Source organism: Mesorhizobium sp. P2_F7 (genome assembly GCF_056403695.1).
The window spans coordinates 128,576-147,151 of the sequence record NZ_JBFUFA010000010.1 but is presented as its reverse complement, the minus strand read 5'-3'; the positions used below and the strand labels follow the sequence as shown (position 1 = coordinate 147,151).

General features: G+C 61.4%; 16 protein-coding genes and 1 pseudogene. 11 read left to right on the top strand and 6 right to left on the bottom strand.

Annotation, left to right across the window (positions count from 1 at the left end):
- The first annotated feature begins 164 nt into the window (after positions 1-164).
- Both AC1DZ8_RS26045 and AC1DZ8_RS26040 read left to right on the top strand, forming a co-directional pair.
- Positions 165-635, top strand: a complete 471-nt coding sequence (locus AC1DZ8_RS26045; RefSeq protein WP_477300765.1) for an invasion associated locus B family protein — start codon at positions 165-167, stop codon at positions 633-635.
- 202 nt (positions 636-837) lie between these two features.
- Positions 838-1,872 (top strand): DUF930 domain-containing protein, encoded by a 1,035-nt coding sequence (locus AC1DZ8_RS26040; RefSeq protein WP_477300767.1) that lies wholly within the window; start codon positions 838-840, stop codon positions 1,870-1,872.
- A gap of 116 nt (positions 1,873-1,988) precedes the next feature.
- Here AC1DZ8_RS26040 and AC1DZ8_RS26035 read toward each other — a convergent pair whose 3' ends face one another.
- From AC1DZ8_RS26035 to AC1DZ8_RS26010, 6 genes are all read right to left on the bottom strand, one after another.
- The gene (locus AC1DZ8_RS26035) at positions 1,989-2,735 is read right to left on the bottom strand and encodes a ribonuclease activity regulator RraA (RefSeq protein WP_477300769.1); all 747 of its coding nucleotides are present in this window, start codon (positions 2,733-2,735) and stop codon (positions 1,989-1,991) included.
- A gap of 23 nt (positions 2,736-2,758) precedes the next feature.
- Entirely contained in the window at positions 2,759-3,922 is a 1,164-nt protein-coding gene (locus tag AC1DZ8_RS26030; protein ID WP_477300771.1) for a mandelate racemase/muconate lactonizing enzyme family protein, read from the bottom strand.
- 34 nt (positions 3,923-3,956) lie between these two features.
- Complete coding sequence (locus AC1DZ8_RS26025) at positions 3,957-5,054, bottom strand: ABC transporter ATP-binding protein (RefSeq protein ID WP_477300773.1); 1,098 nt, start codon at positions 5,052-5,054, stop codon at positions 3,957-3,959.
- 10 nt (positions 5,055-5,064) lie between these two features.
- Entirely contained in the window at positions 5,065-5,955 is an 891-nt protein-coding gene (locus tag AC1DZ8_RS26020; RefSeq protein WP_477300775.1) for a carbohydrate ABC transporter permease, read from the bottom strand.
- Positions 5,952-6,914 carry a carbohydrate ABC transporter permease gene (locus AC1DZ8_RS26015; protein ID WP_477300777.1) on the bottom strand — a complete coding sequence of 321 codons (963 nt, stop codon included), beginning with the start codon at positions 6,912-6,914 and terminating at the stop codon, positions 5,952-5,954. The genes AC1DZ8_RS26020 and AC1DZ8_RS26015 overlap by 4 nt, the downstream gene beginning before the upstream one ends.
- A 76-nt stretch (positions 6,915-6,990) precedes the next feature.
- Positions 6,991-8,472 carry an ABC transporter substrate-binding protein gene (locus AC1DZ8_RS26010; protein ID WP_477300779.1) on the bottom strand — a complete coding sequence of 494 codons (1,482 nt, stop codon included), beginning with the start codon at positions 8,470-8,472 and terminating at the stop codon, positions 6,991-6,993.
- A 208-nt stretch (positions 8,473-8,680) separates the two neighbouring features.
- Here AC1DZ8_RS26010 and AC1DZ8_RS26005 point away from each other — a divergent pair, with 208 nt between their 5' ends.
- The 9 genes and pseudogenes from AC1DZ8_RS26005 (at position 8,681) to AC1DZ8_RS25965 (ending at position 18,349) form a co-directional block, all read left to right on the top strand.
- Entirely contained in the window at positions 8,681-9,391 is a 711-nt protein-coding gene (locus tag AC1DZ8_RS26005) for a GntR family transcriptional regulator (RefSeq protein WP_112562095.1), read from the top strand.
- A 54-nt stretch (positions 9,392-9,445) separates the two neighbouring features.
- The gene (locus tag AC1DZ8_RS26000; protein WP_477300781.1) at positions 9,446-10,612 is read left to right on the top strand and encodes a mandelate racemase/muconate lactonizing enzyme family protein; all 1,167 of its coding nucleotides are present in this window, start codon (positions 9,446-9,448) and stop codon (positions 10,610-10,612) included.
- A 61-nt stretch (positions 10,613-10,673) separates the two neighbouring features.
- Entirely contained in the window at positions 10,674-12,032 is a 1,359-nt protein-coding gene (locus AC1DZ8_RS25995) for a mandelate racemase/muconate lactonizing enzyme family protein (protein ID WP_477300783.1), read from the top strand.
- A 102-nt stretch (positions 12,033-12,134) separates the two neighbouring features.
- A complete protein-coding gene (locus tag AC1DZ8_RS25990; RefSeq protein WP_477300785.1) occupies positions 12,135-12,461 on the top strand; it encodes an NIPSNAP family protein in 327 nt (108 codons plus the stop codon).
- An 8-nt stretch (positions 12,462-12,469) separates the two neighbouring features.
- Positions 12,470-13,666 carry a mandelate racemase/muconate lactonizing enzyme family protein gene (locus AC1DZ8_RS25985; protein ID WP_477300787.1) on the top strand — a complete coding sequence of 399 codons (1,197 nt, stop codon included), beginning with the start codon at positions 12,470-12,472 and terminating at the stop codon, positions 13,664-13,666.
- 394 nt (positions 13,667-14,060) lie between these two features.
- Positions 14,061-16,119: pseudogene (locus AC1DZ8_RS25980) on the top strand (SPFH domain-containing protein).
- Positions 16,120-16,301: 182 nt separating this feature from the next.
- Positions 16,302-17,237, top strand: coding sequence for a LysR family transcriptional regulator (locus tag AC1DZ8_RS25975; RefSeq protein WP_477300789.1), 936 nt, complete (start codon positions 16,302-16,304; stop codon positions 17,235-17,237).
- A 151-nt stretch (positions 17,238-17,388) separates the two neighbouring features.
- The gene (locus tag AC1DZ8_RS25970; RefSeq protein WP_477300791.1) at positions 17,389-18,099 is read left to right on the top strand and encodes an SDR family NAD(P)-dependent oxidoreductase; all 711 of its coding nucleotides are present in this window, start codon (positions 17,389-17,391) and stop codon (positions 18,097-18,099) included.
- Between the two features lie 13 nt (positions 18,100-18,112).
- Positions 18,113-18,349, top strand: a complete 237-nt coding sequence (locus AC1DZ8_RS25965) for a tautomerase family protein (protein WP_477300793.1) — start codon at positions 18,113-18,115, stop codon at positions 18,347-18,349.
- Positions 18,350-18,576: the final 227 nt, after the last annotated feature.

The following is an 18,576-nucleotide window of genomic DNA, read 5'->3' as shown; positions in this document are numbered from 1 at the left end:
CATTAGCCGGCTCTAATTCGCCTGTAGTGGCTTCCCGGCCAAGCTCGCCTGTTGTATCAAGGCCGCGAAAACCCTGACACGGCGAGGATCGCGTGGCTCGACTGCTGAAAACCATCTTTGGGCGGGCCGCGTGGGTTGGCATTTTGTGGCTTGTGGTTTCGGCAATGGGGCCGGCGCTCGCCGAGGATGCAAAGCCTGCCGAAGCCAAGCCTGCCGATGCCAATCCATGGGCGGTAAACTGCTCCAGCGGCTCGGCGAACACCGAGCTTCAGTGCCAGGTTTCGCAAAACCTTACCGAAGCCAAGACGGGCCAGCGTGTGCTGACCGTGACCGTGCGCCGCGACCCTGGCAATGGCAGCCTGGCAATGTTGCTTGCCCTTCCGCACGGCTTGTTCCTGCCGTCCGGCGCCAGCTATCAGATCGACCAGGGGCAGAAAACCACCATCGCGATCCAGACCAGCGACCAGAACGGCGCCTACGCCGCCACGCCGCTGTCACCGGAGCTTGTCAAGGCGATGAAGTCGGGAACCAATCTGAACATAGGCATGGAATCGGTGACGCGTAAGCCGGTCACCATCCCGGTGTCGCTAGGCGGCTTCACCGCAGCTATCGCCAAACTGGAAACCCTCAAATAGCGGTTCAGGTCCCAAACTTGCGAAAGCATCGGCTTACGCAACGCCCGATCACCTCACAAATGCTTGCGGCCGGTCCTCACCGCCGGGCTGCGACTAAAATGCGTCGGTGCGGCGGCCGTGCTTGATGCCGCCGCAGTTTCGCTCCACATCGTGAGGGATGAAGACGGAGACATCGCAGCGGCGTCGGACTTTGCTGTGGGCCTTGCCCGCATCGCTGATCCTGCATGCGCTCATCGCCGCGCTCCTGGTCTACGGCCTGCCCATGCCCCCTCAGGAGCCGCAGGAGGAGCAGCCGATCAATGTCGCGCTCGTGCCGCCGCCCGAACCGCCGAAGCCGAAACCTCCACAGAAACCCGAAGCGAAAAAGCCGCCCGAACAGAAGGTTGAAAAGCCGGCGCCGGAAAAGCTGCCGCCAGTCAACGTCCTGAAGCCTGTTTTCCAGTTCGGCGACAAAGATACCGGCCCGAGAAAATCCATGGATGGGGGCAGCGATCAAGACCAGGCGCCGTCGCCGGCCAAGGACAATGAGCCGGAGCCAGCCGCCGCGCCAAAGGATGCGGAGAGTAAACCCGCCCTTGCGCCGGATGTCGAGGAACCGGCTCAGTCGACCAAGATCGGCGAGAAGTCGGAAGCTGACAAGCAGGAAGCGGGAGCCCCAGACGCCGACAAACAGGAGTCCGCGACCACGACGCCTTTGCCCGCTGCCGAGAACGACAGTGAGATCGAGCTTCCAGCGTCGGCCGAGGCTCCTCAGGCCAGGCCCGACAATGTGCCGAAACCCCGGCCGGTAAAGGCTGCGAAGTCAGAACCCGGAAATGCGGGAGTGCGAGGCTCAACGGCCGCGGCTACCTCTTTGGCGTATTCGGGCCTTCCGGGTGTCCGCAAACTGTTTTCGCAGGGCGCTACTGGCGATGTGTTCGCGATGAGCTCGATGGCCGATGTGCCCCGCGACCAAAGGATCGCCCAACTTTGCGCCAGCGTTCTTAGCCAGGAACTGAGGGATGCAGCCTATGCTCCCCATCTGATCCCAAGTATTCCGCTGAAGTCCGGCAACATTCTTGACGCCCCGGATACCGCGTTTCGCACAGCAACTACGTGGTACCATTTGCGTTTCCGGTGCGGGATCGATGCCAATGCGACGCGGGTCACGTCCTTCGCCTTCCGTGTCGGGGCCGTCGCCTCGCCCGAAGAAAGTGTTCTTCTTGATCGAGATGCTCGTCGGCAGGGCTTCCGGTGAGAACGGCCCAGTAGTGTAAGGCGAGGATTTCAGAGCCCGCGCAATAATTGCCTCCTGAAAGGCTTGTGCTGCCGCGTGGATGCCCTAGTCCGGCATGTCTGCTGCGTAGCTCTGCTTCAGCCCTTCACTGGATTGGCCTTTCGCCATTCCTCGTATTCGCCGCGGGCATCGTCGTGCAGCGGATAGTAGCGTTGCAGTGGCGCACCCTGCATCAGCTTCATGCGGGAGAACTCCTCCCACTCGTGATGCTTCTGTGATTCTTCGATCACTTTTGCGGCCATTGCGAGCGGAAGCACCACCACCCCGTCGTCGTCGGCCACGATAATGTCGCCGGGGATCACCGTGACACCGCCACAGGCAATCGGCACGTTGACGGCATTGGGATAAATGCTGGTCTGCACATGATAGTTGGGCGTCCAGCCGCGCAGCCAAAGGGGGAGGTCGAGCTTCTCGACATTGGGCCTGTCGCGCATGCATCCGTCGATGACGATGCCGGCGCCGCCTCTGCCCTTGAAATAGGTGGACATCATATCGCCGAAGACGCCGGAGCTCATGTCGCCGCGCGCGTCGACCACGACCACATCGCCCTCCTGAGCGTGATAGAGCACGTGGCGGTGCAGTTGCGTCTCCGGATCGGCATATTCTCCCTCGCTGAATAGGTCCGGCCGCTGCGGCAGGAATTGCAGCGTCAGCGCCGGCCCGACGACCGACTTCCCATGGTTTTGCGCCACCGGACCAACCATGTGCGGATTGCGGAAGCCCATGTGGCCAAGCGTGCCGGCAACCGTCGCGGCGCCGATCTCCCTCAGCGCATCGATCAGGTCTTTTGGCGGCCGCTGCGTGATGTCGGAAGTATGCGTCATTAGGGACTCCGGTTGAAGTTGAACTACCAGTTCGTAACTGAACCATCGCGGCGCTTGAGGTGAGGCGCTTCCCAGAAGCGGAAGCTCTGCGCCTGGATCGCCTCTTCGTTGATCTCGACGCCCAGTCCCGGCAGATCGCTGACCGGATAATCAGGGCCGTCCAGCCGTGGTTGCACGGGAAAGAACTCGGAATTGTCGAAGCCCAGCTTCCTTTCCGGCGCCCTGGTTTCGAGCCATGCGAAATTCGGCACCGCCGCGGCGAGATGGATGGTTGCTGCTGTGCAGACTGGGCCAAGGGGATTGTGCGGCATCAGGTCCACATAGTGCGCCTCGCTCCAGCCAGCGACCTTCATCGCCTCCGTCAGCCCGCCGACATTGCAAACGTCGAGCCGGTTGAATTGGTGGATGCCGCGCTCGATGTAGGGCAGGAACTGCCACTTGCTGGCAAATTCCTCGCCGATGGCGAACGGGATGTCGGTCATCGTGCGCAGGGATTCGTAGGCCTCCGGGGTCTCGTCGCGTATCGGCTCCTCAAGAAAATCGAGCACGCCACGGCCGAGTTTGTTGCAGAAGCTCGCCGCCTCGGCGACCGACAGCCGATGATGATAGTCGATACCAAGGACCACCTCGTCGCCCAGCGCCTCGCGTGCCTTGTTGAGCATCCTCGCGGTAGCGCCGATCGACTCGCGCGGCTCGAAGATGTCCTTGCTGCTTTGGCCTGCGGGGAAGAAGCGGATCGCCTGCCACCCCTGCGCGCACAGTTCCCGGGCTCGTTCGATGGCAACATCGCCCTCGGCCTCGTCTCCGGTCGAGGCGAAGGTGGGGATGCGGTCGCGCTGCTTGCCGCCGAGCAACTGGTAAACCGGTACCCCCAGCGCCTTGCCCTTGATGTCGTGAAGGGCGATGTCGATGGCGGAAATCGCAGCCTGCAGAACGCGTCCGCCTTCGAAGTACTGGCTGCGATAGACCTCCTGCCAGATCCGGCCGATCTGCATCGGGTCGCGGCCGATGAGAAATTCGCGATAGTGCTCGAGCGCGCCGGCCACGGCTTTCTCGCGACCGCTCAAGCCGCTCTCGCCCCAGCCGAAGATACCCTGGTTGGTCTCGACTTTGAGGAGCATCTGGTTGCGGGTTCCCACCCACACCGGATAAGGCTTGATCGCCGTGATCTTAAGTTTCGTGGTCATTCACACGCATTCCCCCAACGCATACGCCCCTGTCTCAATCGGCCTGGAGGGCCATCTCCGTTTCGCCGTCGAACAGATGGATGCGTTCCTGATCGAACTCGAGCCAGATGTGCTCGTCGGGTGTGACGGCGATGTTGGGAGACACGCTGATGTTGACGATCGCGCCGGAGAGGAACGCTTGCACGAAGGTGACGTCTCCGGTTGGCTCCACCGTATAGGCCTTGGCCGGAATGGCGCCGGGGGCGGCGCTCTTGTGCAGCTTGATCGTCGAATGTCGCGCGCCGAGCACCACCTTCCTGGTGGTTGCTCCCAGCACCTTGCGCGCGTTGAGTTGCGACAGCGGGAGGCTCCAGCCTTCGGCGCTCGTCAGAGTTGTGCCGCCGTTTGCGGTCGATGCCTCCAGCGGGATAAGGCTCATAGCAGGGCTGCCGACGAAGCTCGCGACGAACATGTTGGCGGGATGAGCGAAAACTTGCGCCGGCGAATCGTATTGCTGCAGGAAGCCGCCGTTCATCACGGCCATCCTGTCTGCCATCGTCACGGCCTCGAGCTGGTCGTGTGTCACATAGACAATCGTCGCCTTCAGGTCCTGGTGGAACCGCTTGATTTCAGACCGCATCTGCACGCGCAGCTTTGCGTCGAGATTGGAGAGCGGCTCGTCCATCAGGAATACCGCAGGATCTCGAACCAGGGCGCGCCCTAGGGCCACGCGCTGCTGTTGCCCGCCTGAAAGCTCGCGTGGCTTGCGCTCGAGCAGTTGCGTCATGTCGAGCACCTTCGCCGCTTCCCTGACCTTCCTGTCGATCTCGTCCTTTGGCAGCTTGCGCATCTGCAGGGGGAAGGCGAGGTTCATATAGACCGACTTTTGCGGATAGAGCGCGTAGTTCTGGAACACCATTGCGATGTCCCGGTCCTTGGGGTCGAGGTCGTTGACCACCCGGTCGCCGATGACGATATCGCCCGACGTGATCGGGATCAGCCCCGCGATGAGATTAAGCGTCGTCGTCTTGCCGCAGCCTGAGGGGCCGACGAGCGCAACGAATTCGCCGTCATTGAGCGTCAGCGAGACTTTGTTGACGGCTTTGAAGCTGCCATAGGTCTTGACCAGATCTTTGAGGACCACGTGGGCCATCGGCAGCTCCTTAGTGCTTGACCGCGCCTTCTGTAAGGGCGCGTACGAAATGTCGTTGCAGGACGAGGAACAGCACCACCACCGGCACGCTCATCATAAAGCTGGCGGCCATCAGGCCGGGAAAGTCCGTCGTATTTTCGGAGAAGAAGCGCTGGATACCGACCGGCAGTGTCAACTGCTCGTTCTTTGACAGAAAGGTATAGGCGTAGATGTACTCGTTCCACGCGCCGATAAAGGAATAGATCGCCGTTGCGATGATCCCCGGCGTCGAGAGCGGCATCACGATCAGGATAAAGGCCTGGAACCGTGTTGCCCCATCGATGCGCGCGGCCTGTTCGAGCTGCACCGGAATGTTGTCGTAGAAGCCCTTGAGCAGCCAGATCGCCAGCGGCAAGCCGAATGTGAGGTAGGTGAGGATGAGCGATCCATGCGTGTTCACCAGCCCCAGCATGCGCATCAGGATGAAGAGCGGCACCAGAAAGATGACCGCCGGGAACATGTTGCGCAAAAGCACAGTGAAGAACAGGAAGTTCCGGCCGGGAAAACGGAAGCGCGAAAACGCGTAGGCCGCAGGGACAGCCACGATCACCGAAAGGATTGTCGTGACGGTCGACACGAAAAGGCTGTTCCAGAAGAAGCGGAGGAAGTCCTGGCCGACACTGTTCTGCGGATCGAGCAGCTTCTGATAGCTGGCGAGGGTAGGTTCATCGGGCCACCATTGCGGCGGAAATTGCATCGCCGCGAACCCGGATTTGATCGAAGTGATCAGCATCCAGACCATCGGCAATGCTGTGTAGAGCAGCATGAACACCAGGAAGATACGTCCGGCCCACCGCCATCCGTCGACGCCGCTACGGCGACGGGACCGGCTTCGAGGAGCAGTCTCGGCAATCTTGCTCATGAGTCCGCCTCTTTCCGCTCGTTGCCGCTCAGCGCACGGACGTAGAAGTAGCCCAGCGTCATCATGAACAGGAACAGGAGCACCGAATAGGCGGAAGCCACCCCCCAGCGCTGCCGGCCGAAGGCGAGTTCATAAATATGGGTGATCCAGATGTGCGAAGCGTTGGACGGCCCGCCACCGGTCGTGATCCAGGGGATGATGAAGGAATTGAAGTTGGCCACTGCGAGCAGCAGGATCGTCACCGTCGAGACGTCTCTCAGGTGCGGGAAGGTGACGTGCCAGAAGCGCTGCCACGCGTTGGCTCCGTCGACTTTGGCGGCACGCAGCAACTGGTCGGGAACTGTCTGCAGGCCGGCCATCATCATGATCATGGCAAACGGAAACTCGCGCCAGATATTGACGACGATGAGAGAGGGCAGCACCGTGCTGACGCTGTCGATGAAGTTCGGCGGCCGGTCGGTCAATCCGAGGCCGACCAGCACCGCGCCGATGATGCCGAAATCCGAATGGTAGATCCATTTCCAGATATAGGAGGCGGCGACCGCGCTGATCACCCAGGGAACGATCAGGATGGCGCGCAGGACGCCACGACCGACAAAGTCGCGGTGAAGCGCCAGAGCCGCTGCAAAGCCGAGGGCGAAGGAGATGAAAGTGGATGCCAATGTCCAGACAATGGTGTTCCACGTGACCTTCCAGAACACCGGACTTGTAAGGATGGCCGTGTAGTTGTCGAAGCCGATGAAGATCTTGTCGCGGAGCTGCAGGCCTGGCGGCGTATTAAAGAACGACAGCTCGACCGTGTAGTAGATTGGATAAGCGATGACGATGAGCATCACGACGATCGCAGGCAGCACATACGCGTAGTCAGCGCGATGCTCCCAGATCTTGCGCAGCAGCAGGCTCCAACGAGCGGGCCGCAACTCTTGCCGAGCTCCGGCCTTGCCGGTCACGATCGTCACTTTGGCGTGCCCTTGTTTTTCGAAACGGACCGGCTGCACTCTCGGCGCAGCCGGTGGATCGCAGGTCAGGCTTCGGCTAGAGTCCGCCGTCCATCAGCTCTTTCACCCTCTTGGCCGCGTCGTCCGCTGCCTGGTCGACGGTCATCGCTCCGGTCAGGGCATTCTGCAGCATGTCCGGCACGATGATGTTCATGATCTCGGGGGACTGCGGCAGCGCCGGGAACGGGATGCCGTATGGCAACATCGACGTCGTGACATCGAGGAACTTGATGCTATCCAGGCGTTCCTTCATCCATTTGGTCTTGAAGCCGTTGAGGTTGCCGGGGTTCGAGCCGGCATAAGCCATCTTCAGCGACCATTCCGGGCTCGTCCACATGCAGATGATGGCCTTTGCCGCCGGCTCGTCCACCTTGCCGCCCTCGACATATTCGGGCTTGAGGATGTGGATGTTCGAGCCGCCGAACACGACTGCGCGCTTGCCGTCCGGGCCGGTCGGTATCAATCCATAGCGCATGTTGTCGATGACGGTCTGCGCCTTGTCCTTGTCGGTGCCGGTCGCCTTCTTCTGCAGGTCGAGCATCACGTTGTAGTCGGACGGATGCGAGACCATCATGCCAAGCTGGCCGGCCAGGAACAGGGGCTGGTTGTCGGCCTGCTGGTTGGTGAGTGCCGAAACCGGAACCGATTTGTCCCGAACATACATGTCGTAGGAGGCCTGCAGCGCCGCCTTGCTTTGCAGGCTGTTGAGTTGGATCTCCTTGTAGGTCGGGTTCGCCGTGGCTTCGTCGAAGACGCCGCCGCCATAGGCCCACAGCTGCGGCATGAAACGGTACGGCGTATTGCCGGCATTCTTGCGGGCCACGAGGCCGTAACCGGCAATGCCGAGCTTGTCGTGGATTTGCTTGGAATCCTTGACGACGTCGTCCCAGGTTGCCGGAGCCTTGTCCGGATCGAGGCCTGCACGCTTGAAGATGTCGGCATTCCAGATGAACGCCATCGTCTCGTTGTTGGTTGGAATGCCGTAGGTCACCCCGTCCCAGGTCACGGCCTTCATGGCGCCGGGCCAGAAGTCGTCAGTTGAATACCCTACATCCTCAGGCTTGAGTGGCTGCAGATAGCCCTTTGCGGCGAATTCGGTGCCGCCCAGGATTTGCAGGCGCACCGCCATCGGCGCGGCATTGCCAAGAAGCGCCGTGCGGAACTTGTCGAGGAGATCGTTGTAGGTGAGGGCTTGTTCTTCCAGCTGGATGTTGGGGTAGGTCTTGCGGAAGGTTTCGAAGAAATCCTTGTAGTACTGGCGCAGGAGGTCGGGGTCGCCCTCGAACACGCCCTGATACCAGAAAGTCAGTCGCCCCTTGTAGTCGAGCGGGGTGACCTTGGCGCAATCGCCCGCCGTGTCAAAATCCTGCGTACCCGCAATGGAACGCACATATTCCGGCGACCACTTGCTCAAGTCGACCGGCGCCGCGCCCAGCGCCGATGCGGACATCAACGATACCATCAAAGCAGTGGAGACAGTGCCGCGCAGGACGGCACCGCCGAGTGAAATCCTCGTCATAGGTATCCTCCAGGTTTCTCTCCCACGCCGCTCTGCGTCGAGGCGAGCGGTCCTGCTCGTCGGTGGGCGAACGTTCCGTTCGATGTATCCCTTCGAGCACTTCATACGTTTTCAGATCGTGGATTGTCTGTCAACGCGCCAAATCGTACATTGTTTATGGAAACCGTGCGTGATATCGATTGAAGTGTGTATTGATCTGGGGGCAGCCTTGGCCGAAGCAAGCGATTTCAAAGCAGAGCCACCCGAAGGGATCGACCCTATCGGGGCCTCCAGCGAGGGCGCCTCGCTTTATCAACTGATCCGGGAAGACATCATCGAGGGGCGGCTCGCCGCCAACGAGCGGCTTGTGGTCACCGATCTCGCCCGCCGTCACGGTACCTCGACCAACCCGGTGCGCGAGGCTCTGCAGCTTCTGCGGGGCGAGGGCTTTGTCACCTTTGTTGCCAACCGTGGGGCGCGTGTCCGGCCTATAGACCAGGACTTTGTCCGGGATATCTACGAGATCGGAGTCCTGATCGAGCCGGCCCTGACGCGATGGTTTGTGAATATGGCTACCGTCGAGGACATTGCCGAACTCGAACGTATCCAGGGCCTGATTGAAGAGAACAACTTTGCCGACACGTTCAGGCACAGCGAGCTGGATACGGCCTTTCACACCGTGATGTACCAGAGACACTACAACCGCCATGCCGCCGAGCTTTGGTGGAAGCATCGCGAAGTGCTGCGGGCTGTGAGCCGGCGTTTCAACTTCACGCTCGCCCGGCGTGCCGCGATCCTTCGCGAGCACCGCGAGCTCATCGCGCATGTAAAAGCGGGAAATGCCGACGAGGCAGCCGAACTGATCGCGCGGCATGTCGAGGGCTCCGGCCGGCATGTCCTCGAACACATGCGCGCGCGTAGCGCCGCGCGGGCAGGATAGAACATCCGGTCCAGAACGCACCAATCCCGATCCACTTCGCATAAGGCAGTTGAGATGAAAATCACGAGCGTTCGGCCGTGGCTGATCAAGTCCGGCGCTTCTTATTGGGGAGAGTTCCTGTTCGTCGAAGTGACGACTGACGAGGGGGTGAGCGGCTGGGGAGAAATCACCACCACCACAAGGCTCGCCAACCGCGCTCTGTGCACGATCCTGCGGCAGATCGGTGCCGCCGTGACAGGTGAGGACCCGGCGCGTATCGAATATCTGTGGCACAAGATATTCCGCAGCTTCACCTATATGGGCAGCCGCGGCGCCGCCGTCGAATGCGTGAGCGCCATCGACATAGCTCTCTGGGACATTCGCGGCAAAGTTCTTGGCAAGCCGATCTACGAGCTGCTGGGCGGACCGGTACGCGATGAGGTCGCGCTCTATACCCATCCTGACCAACGCAAGTTTACCAGCAAGGAGGCTGTAGTTCGCGAAATTCGAGACATCGTCGAGTCCGGACACACGGGGCTGAAGTTCGATCCTTTCCCGCATCAGGGCAACACCGCCGACGGGCAGTCGCGCGAGCAGCGGGACGGCTACCTCGATGGCAGCATGACCCGCAAGGACGAGCGTGAGGCCGCCGAACTGACGGCTCTGATCCGCGAAACGGCGGGCCCCGACATCGACGTCCTCATCGATGCGCATGGTCGCTTCGACGTTCCCACCGCCATTCGCCTCTGCCGGAGCCTTGAGGAAGCCGGCCAGATCGACTGGTTTGAGGAGCCTTGCCCGCCCGAGAGCCTCAATGCCCTCAAGCAGGTGCGTGAGAAGGTCAGCGCCGCTATCTCGTGGGGCGAGCGCGGCCACACGAAATGGGATTTCGTGCCGGTGCTCGAGAACAAGCTCGCCGACTACATCATGCCGGACGTGACCTGGACCGGCGGCATTACCGAACTGAAGAAGATTTCCGCCCTGTGCGAAGCCTACTACATCCCGGTATCGCCGCATGACGCGGCGGGACCGATCAACGTGGTTGCGGGAGCGCAGGTGATGATGACCGTTCCCAACTTCTACAAGCTCGAAACGTCGGAGTGGAACCTTGGCAAATATGATCACCTCATCGATAGACCCCTCGACGTTTCAAACGGAAATCTCAAGCTGACGACGAAACCCGGTCTCGGGGTTGAGATGAACCGCGACTATCTGCAAGCCCACGAGATTGAGCTGGGCTAGCGATGCTCTGTCCGGCGCAGCGTGCGGGCGCCAAACGCAGCCAACAGAACGAGGATAAGCCATGCCCAAGACGGGTAGCGCCGGCGAGGCGCTCAATCGGGTAAATACGAACTCCAAGCCGTCCGAGCTGCGCATCACCGACCTGCGGGTCGCCGAGATCGTCGGTGCGCCGTTCACCTCGGCGCTCATCAAGATCTACACCAACCAGGGCATTGTCGGCCTGGGCGAAGTGCGCGATGGCGCCAGCGCGACCTATGCGCTGATGCTGAAAAGCCGGCTGCTTGGCGAGAACCCCTGCGACGTCGACCGGTTGTTTCGCCGCATCAGGCAATTTGGCGGCCATGGGCGGCAAGGTGGCGGCGTCTCGGCAATCGAGATCGCGCTGTGGGACCTTGCCGGCAAGGCGTACGGCGTACCGATCTACCAGATGCTCGGGGGACGGTTCCGCGACAAGGTGCGCGTCTATTGCGACACCGATGCGGACAAGCCCAGCGGCACCGAGACCGGCAAGCGGCTGAAGGCGCGGATGGATCTCGGGTTCACCTTCCTCAAAATGGACCTCGGGCTGGCGCAGATCGCGCACATACCGGGCGCGGTGGTGGCGCCGGCCGGCGTGCTCGACGGTTTCCGCACGCATGCTGCTCGCGGCCCTGCACGCACGCTGGACGAGCGCCGGGCGCGCAATGTCGCCTATGACGCGCAGAATGTGCCGCACCCCTTCACCGGCCTCCACTTCACCGAAAAGGGCATCGACCTGCTCGACCAATATATCCACGAGGTTCGTGAGGTGATCGGCTACGAGGTCCCGCTCGCCATCGACCATGTCGGCCACATCTCGCTGCAGGACGGCATCCGTCTCGCCCGGCGGATCGAGAAATACGCGCCGGCCTGGCTCGAAGACGTGATCCCCTGGCAATACACCGAGCAGTATCGGCAGTTGCAGCAGGCGACGTCGGTGCCGATCTGCACGGGTGAGGACATCTACCTCAGGCAAGCATTCGAGCCGCTGCTCAAATCAGGCATTTCCGTCATCCACCCGGACCTGCTGACCACCGGCGGCATCCTAGAGACCAAGAAGATCGGCGACGCGGCGCAGGAGCATGGCGTCGCCATGGCCATTCACATGGCCGAAAGCCCGATCGCGGCGATGGCCGCCGCCCATGTCGCGGTGGCCACGGAAAACTTCATGGCGCTCGAGTACCACAGCGTCGAAGTGGACTGGTGGGACGACATCGTCACCGGCTTGCCCAAGCCGCTGGTCAAGGACGGGTTCATCACAGTGCCGGACAAGCCGGGACTGGGCATCGATGACGTGGTGGACGAGGTGATCAGCCAGCATCTGCAGCCCGGTGTCACGGGGATATGGCAATCCACCGAGCGTTGGGACAATGAATATAGCTGGGACCGGACCTGGAGTTAGCCCAGACCTCCTACCATCATTCCCCCCAGGCTCACAGGGCCAAACGACCGACCATTCGTGTCGACCTTTCCCAAGGGTGCAAAGAAAGAAACGGACGAAACCATGATCTACGAACTGCGTATCTATGACTGCCTGCCGGGCAGGCTGCCGGCTTTGCTCAAGCGTTTTTCCGACCAAACGCTGGCCATCTGGGAGCGGCACGGCATCCGCCAGGCCGGGTTCTTCACCACGGTTGTCGGTGAAAACAGCAATCGACTGACCTATTTCGTCGCCTGGGAATCCCTTGCCGAGCGCGAAGTGAAATGGAAGGCCTTCACCACCGATCCGGCATGGCTCAAGGTCCGTGACGAGTCCGAGCGCGATGGCCCGATCGTGGCCAATATTTCCAGCCAGTTTCTCGCGCCAACCGCCTTCTCGTCGGTGAAATAGAGGACATCATGAAAATCACCGATCTCCGCTGCGCCGTCATCGGGCGGCATCCCATCGTTCGCGTCGTCACTGACGAAGGTCTCCATGGCCTCGGCGAGGTCGAACACACCAAGCCTTATCTGAAACCCTGGGTGCTGCATTTTCGCGAGGCGCTGATCGGCGAGGACCCGACGGATGTCGAACGCTGCATGCTGAAGATCCGGCAGCGCGGCTCGTTCAAGCCCTATGGCGCCGCCGTCAGCGCCATCGAGCATGCGCTGTGGGACATTGCCGGCAAGGCGGCAGGCGTTCCGGTCTACAAGCTGCTCGGCGGCAAGGTGCGCGACCGGGTGCGGGTCTACAACGGCTCTATCCGCAAGAAGCGCACCGGAGACAGGCCTGAGGATTACGCTGCCGACGTCAAATGGATGATGGAGCGGCCGGAAAACTTCTTCATGGTCAAGCAAGGCATCAGCTTCCACTCCAACATGAAGACATCAGTGCCCGACTTCCACTACGGCGTGCGCCAGCCGCCGACCTATCACGGGGCGATGGACCAGGGGCAGATCAGCGAGCGCGGCATGGCGCATATGATCGAATGCGTTATCGCCATGAAGGAAGTGCTCGGCGACAAGGTCTCGCTGGCGCTGGATTGCGGTCCCGGCTGGTTCCTGCCGGACGCGATCCGCTTCGCGCAGGCGGTGGAAAAATACAATCTGATGTGGCTGGAGGACATGCTGACCGGCGACTACGTGCCATGGATCAACCCGCAGGCCTACCGCGAACTCACCACATCGACATCCACCCCGATCCACACCGGCGAGCAGATCTATCTGCGCCACAATTTCAAGGAACTGATCGAGACGCAGGCGGTCCGGGTCATCGGTCCGGACCCTGCCGATATTGGCGGCATCGCCGAGCTCAAATGGGTGGCCGAGCACGCCTATATGCACTCGATCATGATGGCGCCGCATGGCACGGCCAACGGCCTGCTCGGCCTCGGTGCGCTGATCAATGTCTGCGCCACGCTGCCGGCCAATTACATTGCCTTCGAATATCCCAGTGCCTCCGACCCGTGGTGGGAGGACATCGTCATTGGCCTGCCGACGCAGATCGTGAAGGATTCGATGATCGACCTGCTCGAAGCACCGGGGCTGGGCCTCGACATCGATGCTGCGGGAGCGAAAAAATATCTCGCGGAAGAGGACGCCGGTTTCTTCGACTAGCGCGTGCGGCCACGGGGGCCGACGGTTCTAACCCGTCAGGAGCGCCGTTTCGCGCTCTTGCCAAATATAAAGCCAACCACCACCCTATTCGAAATAGCATTGGAAATAATTATTCGGTTTTCGCGCGAAGTATCTTTAAACCCGTTGGCGCTATGCCTACGTCATTTAGCGTAGTGTCTATCAAGGCAACACCGATGTGAGATAACTCACGGCCACGCCGCCCCCACTGGGGACTCGGGACGCGCGGTCATTTTCCACACAATGAGCAGCCCAAACGTTCGACATGCCCTTGGTGCGTCGGGCGCGCCGGTGCGCAATCTCCCCGCTTCATCAATCAACACCAACCGAGTGGCCCTCGGGTGAACGAACCCGCGCGCCCCATAGGAGAGAAGAGATGGAAGCCCTGCAATATCTCGGCCCGATCGAATGGACGGCGGTTGAGGTCGCCGTAACAGTCATCGTGCTGGCAATCCTGTTCAGGTGGAGCGGCGTGGTCCGCTACATCCCGAACGACAGGCTCGGCATTCTGGAAAAACTATGGAGTTTTCGCGGCTCCATCAGCAATGGCTTCATAGCGCTCAACCGTGAGGCGGGCTACCAGCCGGAAGTCGTGCGCGGTGGCCTGCATTTCTTCATGCCGTTCCAATATTCGATGCATCGCGCCAATCTTGTCACCATCCCGCAGGGTCAGATCGGCTATGTCTTTGCCCGTGATGGCAAGCCGCTGCCCGACGCAGACACTTGCTTCCAACACCGAAGCCGATGATTTCCAGGATGTGCGCGGCTTTCTCGAAAAAGGCGGACAGAAAGGACCGCAACGCAAGATCTTGCGTGAAGGCACCTATGCCATCAACCTCGCACAATTCATCGTGCTGACCGCCCAGTCGATCCATTCCGTCAATCTGAGCTCGTCGGAACAAAGCCTGTTTTCCAACATGTCCAGCATGATCTCGGAGCGGGGCGGCTTTGAGCCGGTCGTCATCCACAATGCCGATGACATGATCGGCATCGTCACCATCCATGACGGTCCGGCCCTGCCGGACGGCGAGATCATCGCACCGACCGTCGCCAACGATCCGAACGACCCGAACTTCCACAACAATTTTCAGGACCCGGAGAAGTTTCTCAATGCTGGTGGCTACCGTGGCCGGCAGTTGCAGGTGCTGGCCGACGGTAGCTACTTCCTCAATCGCATTTTCGCGACCGTCGAACTGGTCGAGAAGACGATCATCGACGTTGGCACGGTGGGTGTCGTCGTCTCCTATAACGGCCGCCACGGCACGGATATATCCGGGCAGGCTTACCGTCACGGCGAGCTGGTCGAAATCGGCGCACGCGGTGTCTGGTCGACGCCGCTGCTGCCCGGCAAGTATGCGTTCAATACCTTTGCCGGCAAAATCATCATCGTGCCGACCACCAACTTCGTGCTCAAATGGACGAAGGAGCAGTTTGGCGAACACAGGCTGGACGAGAACCTGTCTGAAGTGTCGTTGATCACCAAGGACGCGTTCGAGCCTGTGCTGCCGCTCTCAGTCGTCGTGCATATCGACTACATGAAGGCGCCGCTCGTGGTGCAGCGTTTCGGTGACATCAAGCGGCTGGTTGAACAGACGCTCGACCCGATGGTCTCTGCCTACTTCAAGAATATCGCCCAGACAAAGACGCTGATCCAGCTTTTGCAGGAGCGTAGCGATATCCAGCGCAAATCGGGCGAGGAGATGCGCGAAAAATTCAATTCCTACAGCCTCGAGCTGCAGGAAGTGCTGATTGGTACCCCCCGTGCTGCCAATGGCCAAAACAGCATAGAGCAGATCCTGATCCAGCTGCGCGATCGCCAGATCGCAGTCGAAAAGGTCGAGACCTATAAATTGCAGGAGAAGGCGGCCATTCAGGAACGCACGTTGCGCGAGAAGGAGGCGCTCGCCGAACAGCAAGCCAAGATCACGACGTCGGCCCTTACCATCGAGATCAGTGAGAACGAGGGCAAGGCGCAACTCGCCCGCACCCGCCAGGAGGCGGAAACCATTCAGGTCACTGCCAAGGCAGAGGCCGAGAAGGTGCGCCTCGGCGGCCAGGGCGAGGCCGACATGATCAAGGCTGTCGCGCTTGCCGATGCCGAACGCATCAAGGCGACCGGTTTTGCGGAAGCCGAGAAGGTGCGCGCCATCGGCCTGGCGGAGGCCGAGGCCACCGAAAAGAAGGTCGCGGCCTTCGGCGGACCGGACTATCAGCTCAACTCGCAGGTTCTCACGCGCTTTGCCGAGGCGATCGAGAACGGCAGGCTGCCGATCGTGCCGCAGATCCAGATCGGCGCTAGCGGTGGCGAGAAGGGGGCTGCCAATGGCCTTGTCGAGATGATGCTTTCGATGCTCGTTGCCGACCGGATTGGACCGCGGAACCTGCCGGATGCGATCCCGGAACCCGTTGAGGAGGAAACCGTCGAGGAGGAATGAGTGAAATTGGGCCGGTGGTACCGGCCCATTTTTTGCGCTCTCCCCGCACCGACTGAATCCGGGCGCGACGGGAACCTTCCCGATAGCGGCTGCTCGTCGGGGGCGATGCGGCATAGATTGTTGCCAGAACCGGATTTCTGGTTGAGAATCTGGCAGCAATGTTGCGCATCCGGGAAGAATAGATGGACCGTATCGAAGCCATGCGGGTGTTTGTGGCGGCGCTGGACGAGGGCAGTCTGGCGGCCGCGGGGCGCAAGCTGCGGCGCTCGCCCGCCGCGGTCAGCCGCGCCATTGCCTTTCTCGAACAGCATGTCGGCGCCGAACTCCTTCACCGCACCACGCGGTCGATCAAGCTCAGCGAAGCGGGAGAGCGATACGCCTCGGCCTGCCGGCGCGTCCTGATCGACCTCGAGGAAGCCGATATGTCGGTTGCCGGCGAGCGCGCCGCGCCACGCGGAACGCTGACGATCAGCGCGCCGCCGATCAGCGGCGAGGAGATCCTGCGCCCGGTCATCGACGCTTATCTCGACGCGTATCCGGCCGTGTCGGTCAATCTCATCCTGATCGACCGACACGCCAATCTGGTCGAGGAGGGGATCGACGTTGCCCTGCGTGTCGCGCAGCTGCCGGATTCGTCCCTGGTTGCCGTGCGGGTGGGCGGTGACGTCAAGCGCGTCATCGTGGCATCGCCGCGCTATCTCGCCCAGCATCCGCGCATCGTCGAGCCTGCGGATCTGACCAGGCATCGCATCGTGACGACCACGCATTTCGGTCATGACGCGTGGGTCTTTGCGCCGCCGGCGGGCGGCACGATCGCCCGCTCTGTCCACTTCAAGCCCCGGCTGGTGGTCAACAGCGTTCGCGCCGCGCTGGCGTCGGCTGTGGCCGGCCATGGGGTCACGCGCCTTTACACCTACCACGTGGCCGAGCGCGTTCAGGACGGCTCGCTGAAGATCGTGCTGCGTGACGCCGAACCCGCCGCTCTGCCCGTGCACCTGCTCACGCCTCAGGGCCGCACCCTCGCGCCAAAGGTGCGTACCTTCGTGGATTTTGCGGTGCCGCGACTGCGCGCCGAGTTTGGAAGACTGTCCGCGCAGGCCGACGACCTGAAGGACTGAGGCACCTATTCTTCCGCTTTGGGGAAGGATGCCTGCCGAACAGCAGCTATTCAGCCGATTTCCGATCGATCCGATATTCGTGGCCGGCCCGCGTTGATGGGTCGCCGGCGGCAATTGGCCTGCCGGATCTCTTTTCAGGACAGGACAGATCATGAGCAACGAACAGAAAGTCGCCATCATTACCGGTGGCTCGCAAGGCATTGGCGGCGCGCTGGTGAAAGCCTATCGCGATCGCAACTTCAGGGTCGTCGCCACCTCGCGTTCGATCAAGCTAGGCGGCGACAAGGATATTCTCGCCATTGCAGGCGATGTCGGCGATCCCGCGACGGCGCAACGCATCGTCAGCGAAGCGATGGCGCGTTTCGGGCGGATCGACACGCTGGTGAACAATGCCGGCATTTTCATCGCCAAGCCGTTCACCGATTATACCGCCGAGGATTTCACGTCGAAGATCTCGACAAACCTGGCCGGCTTCTTCCACGTCACCCAGGCCGTCGCCGCGCAAATGCTGAAGCAGGGCTCCGGCCACATTGTCAGCATCACCACCAGCCTGACCGATCATGCCATCGCCGGCGTTCCGACAGTGCTGGCCAACCTGACCAAGGGCGGCATCAATTCGGCCACCAAGGCGCTGGCCATCGAGTACGCCGACAAGGGCATTCGTGTGAACGCTGTCTCGCCCGGCGTCATCAACACCTCGATGCACGCTTCGGAAAACCATGAGTTTCTGGCTGCGCTTCATCCGGTCAAGCGCATCGGTGATCTCAGCGATGTCGTGGGCGCCGTGCTCTACCTCGAAACCGCCGGCTTCGTGACGGGTGAGATCCTGCATGTCGATGGCGGCCAGAGCGCCGGTCACTAGGGGAGGTCTCACCATGCCCATCGTCACCATTCAAGTCACCCGGGAAGGGTCTGCTCCTGGCCGGGATTCCGTCACCGCCGAGGAGAAGGCCGCCCTCATTGCCGGCGTCAGCCAATTGCTGCTCGACGTCCTCCACAAGCCGCTCGAAGCGACCTTTGTCGTCATCGAGGAGGTCGAGCTGGAAAACTGGGGCTGGGGCGGATTGCCGGTGCCCGAGTACCGAAGGCGCAAAGCCGCCGGCAACAGCTGACCAACCGGGCCGCCACGCTGTGGCGGCCCGCCGTCAGTCATCAATTCTCCTGAGGCGGTCCGAAGATCGCCGAAGCAGGCAGCGGATGTAGAGACGGGCAAGACGGACTGAGGTCGGGCAGGCATGCTGCGGCTCAGCAACAAGGCGCGCTTTTGGCGTTCGCCGGTTACATCCCTGGCAGCTGGCACTGTACACGCGCCTTCTTCGCCTGACGCTCAAATAAAGCT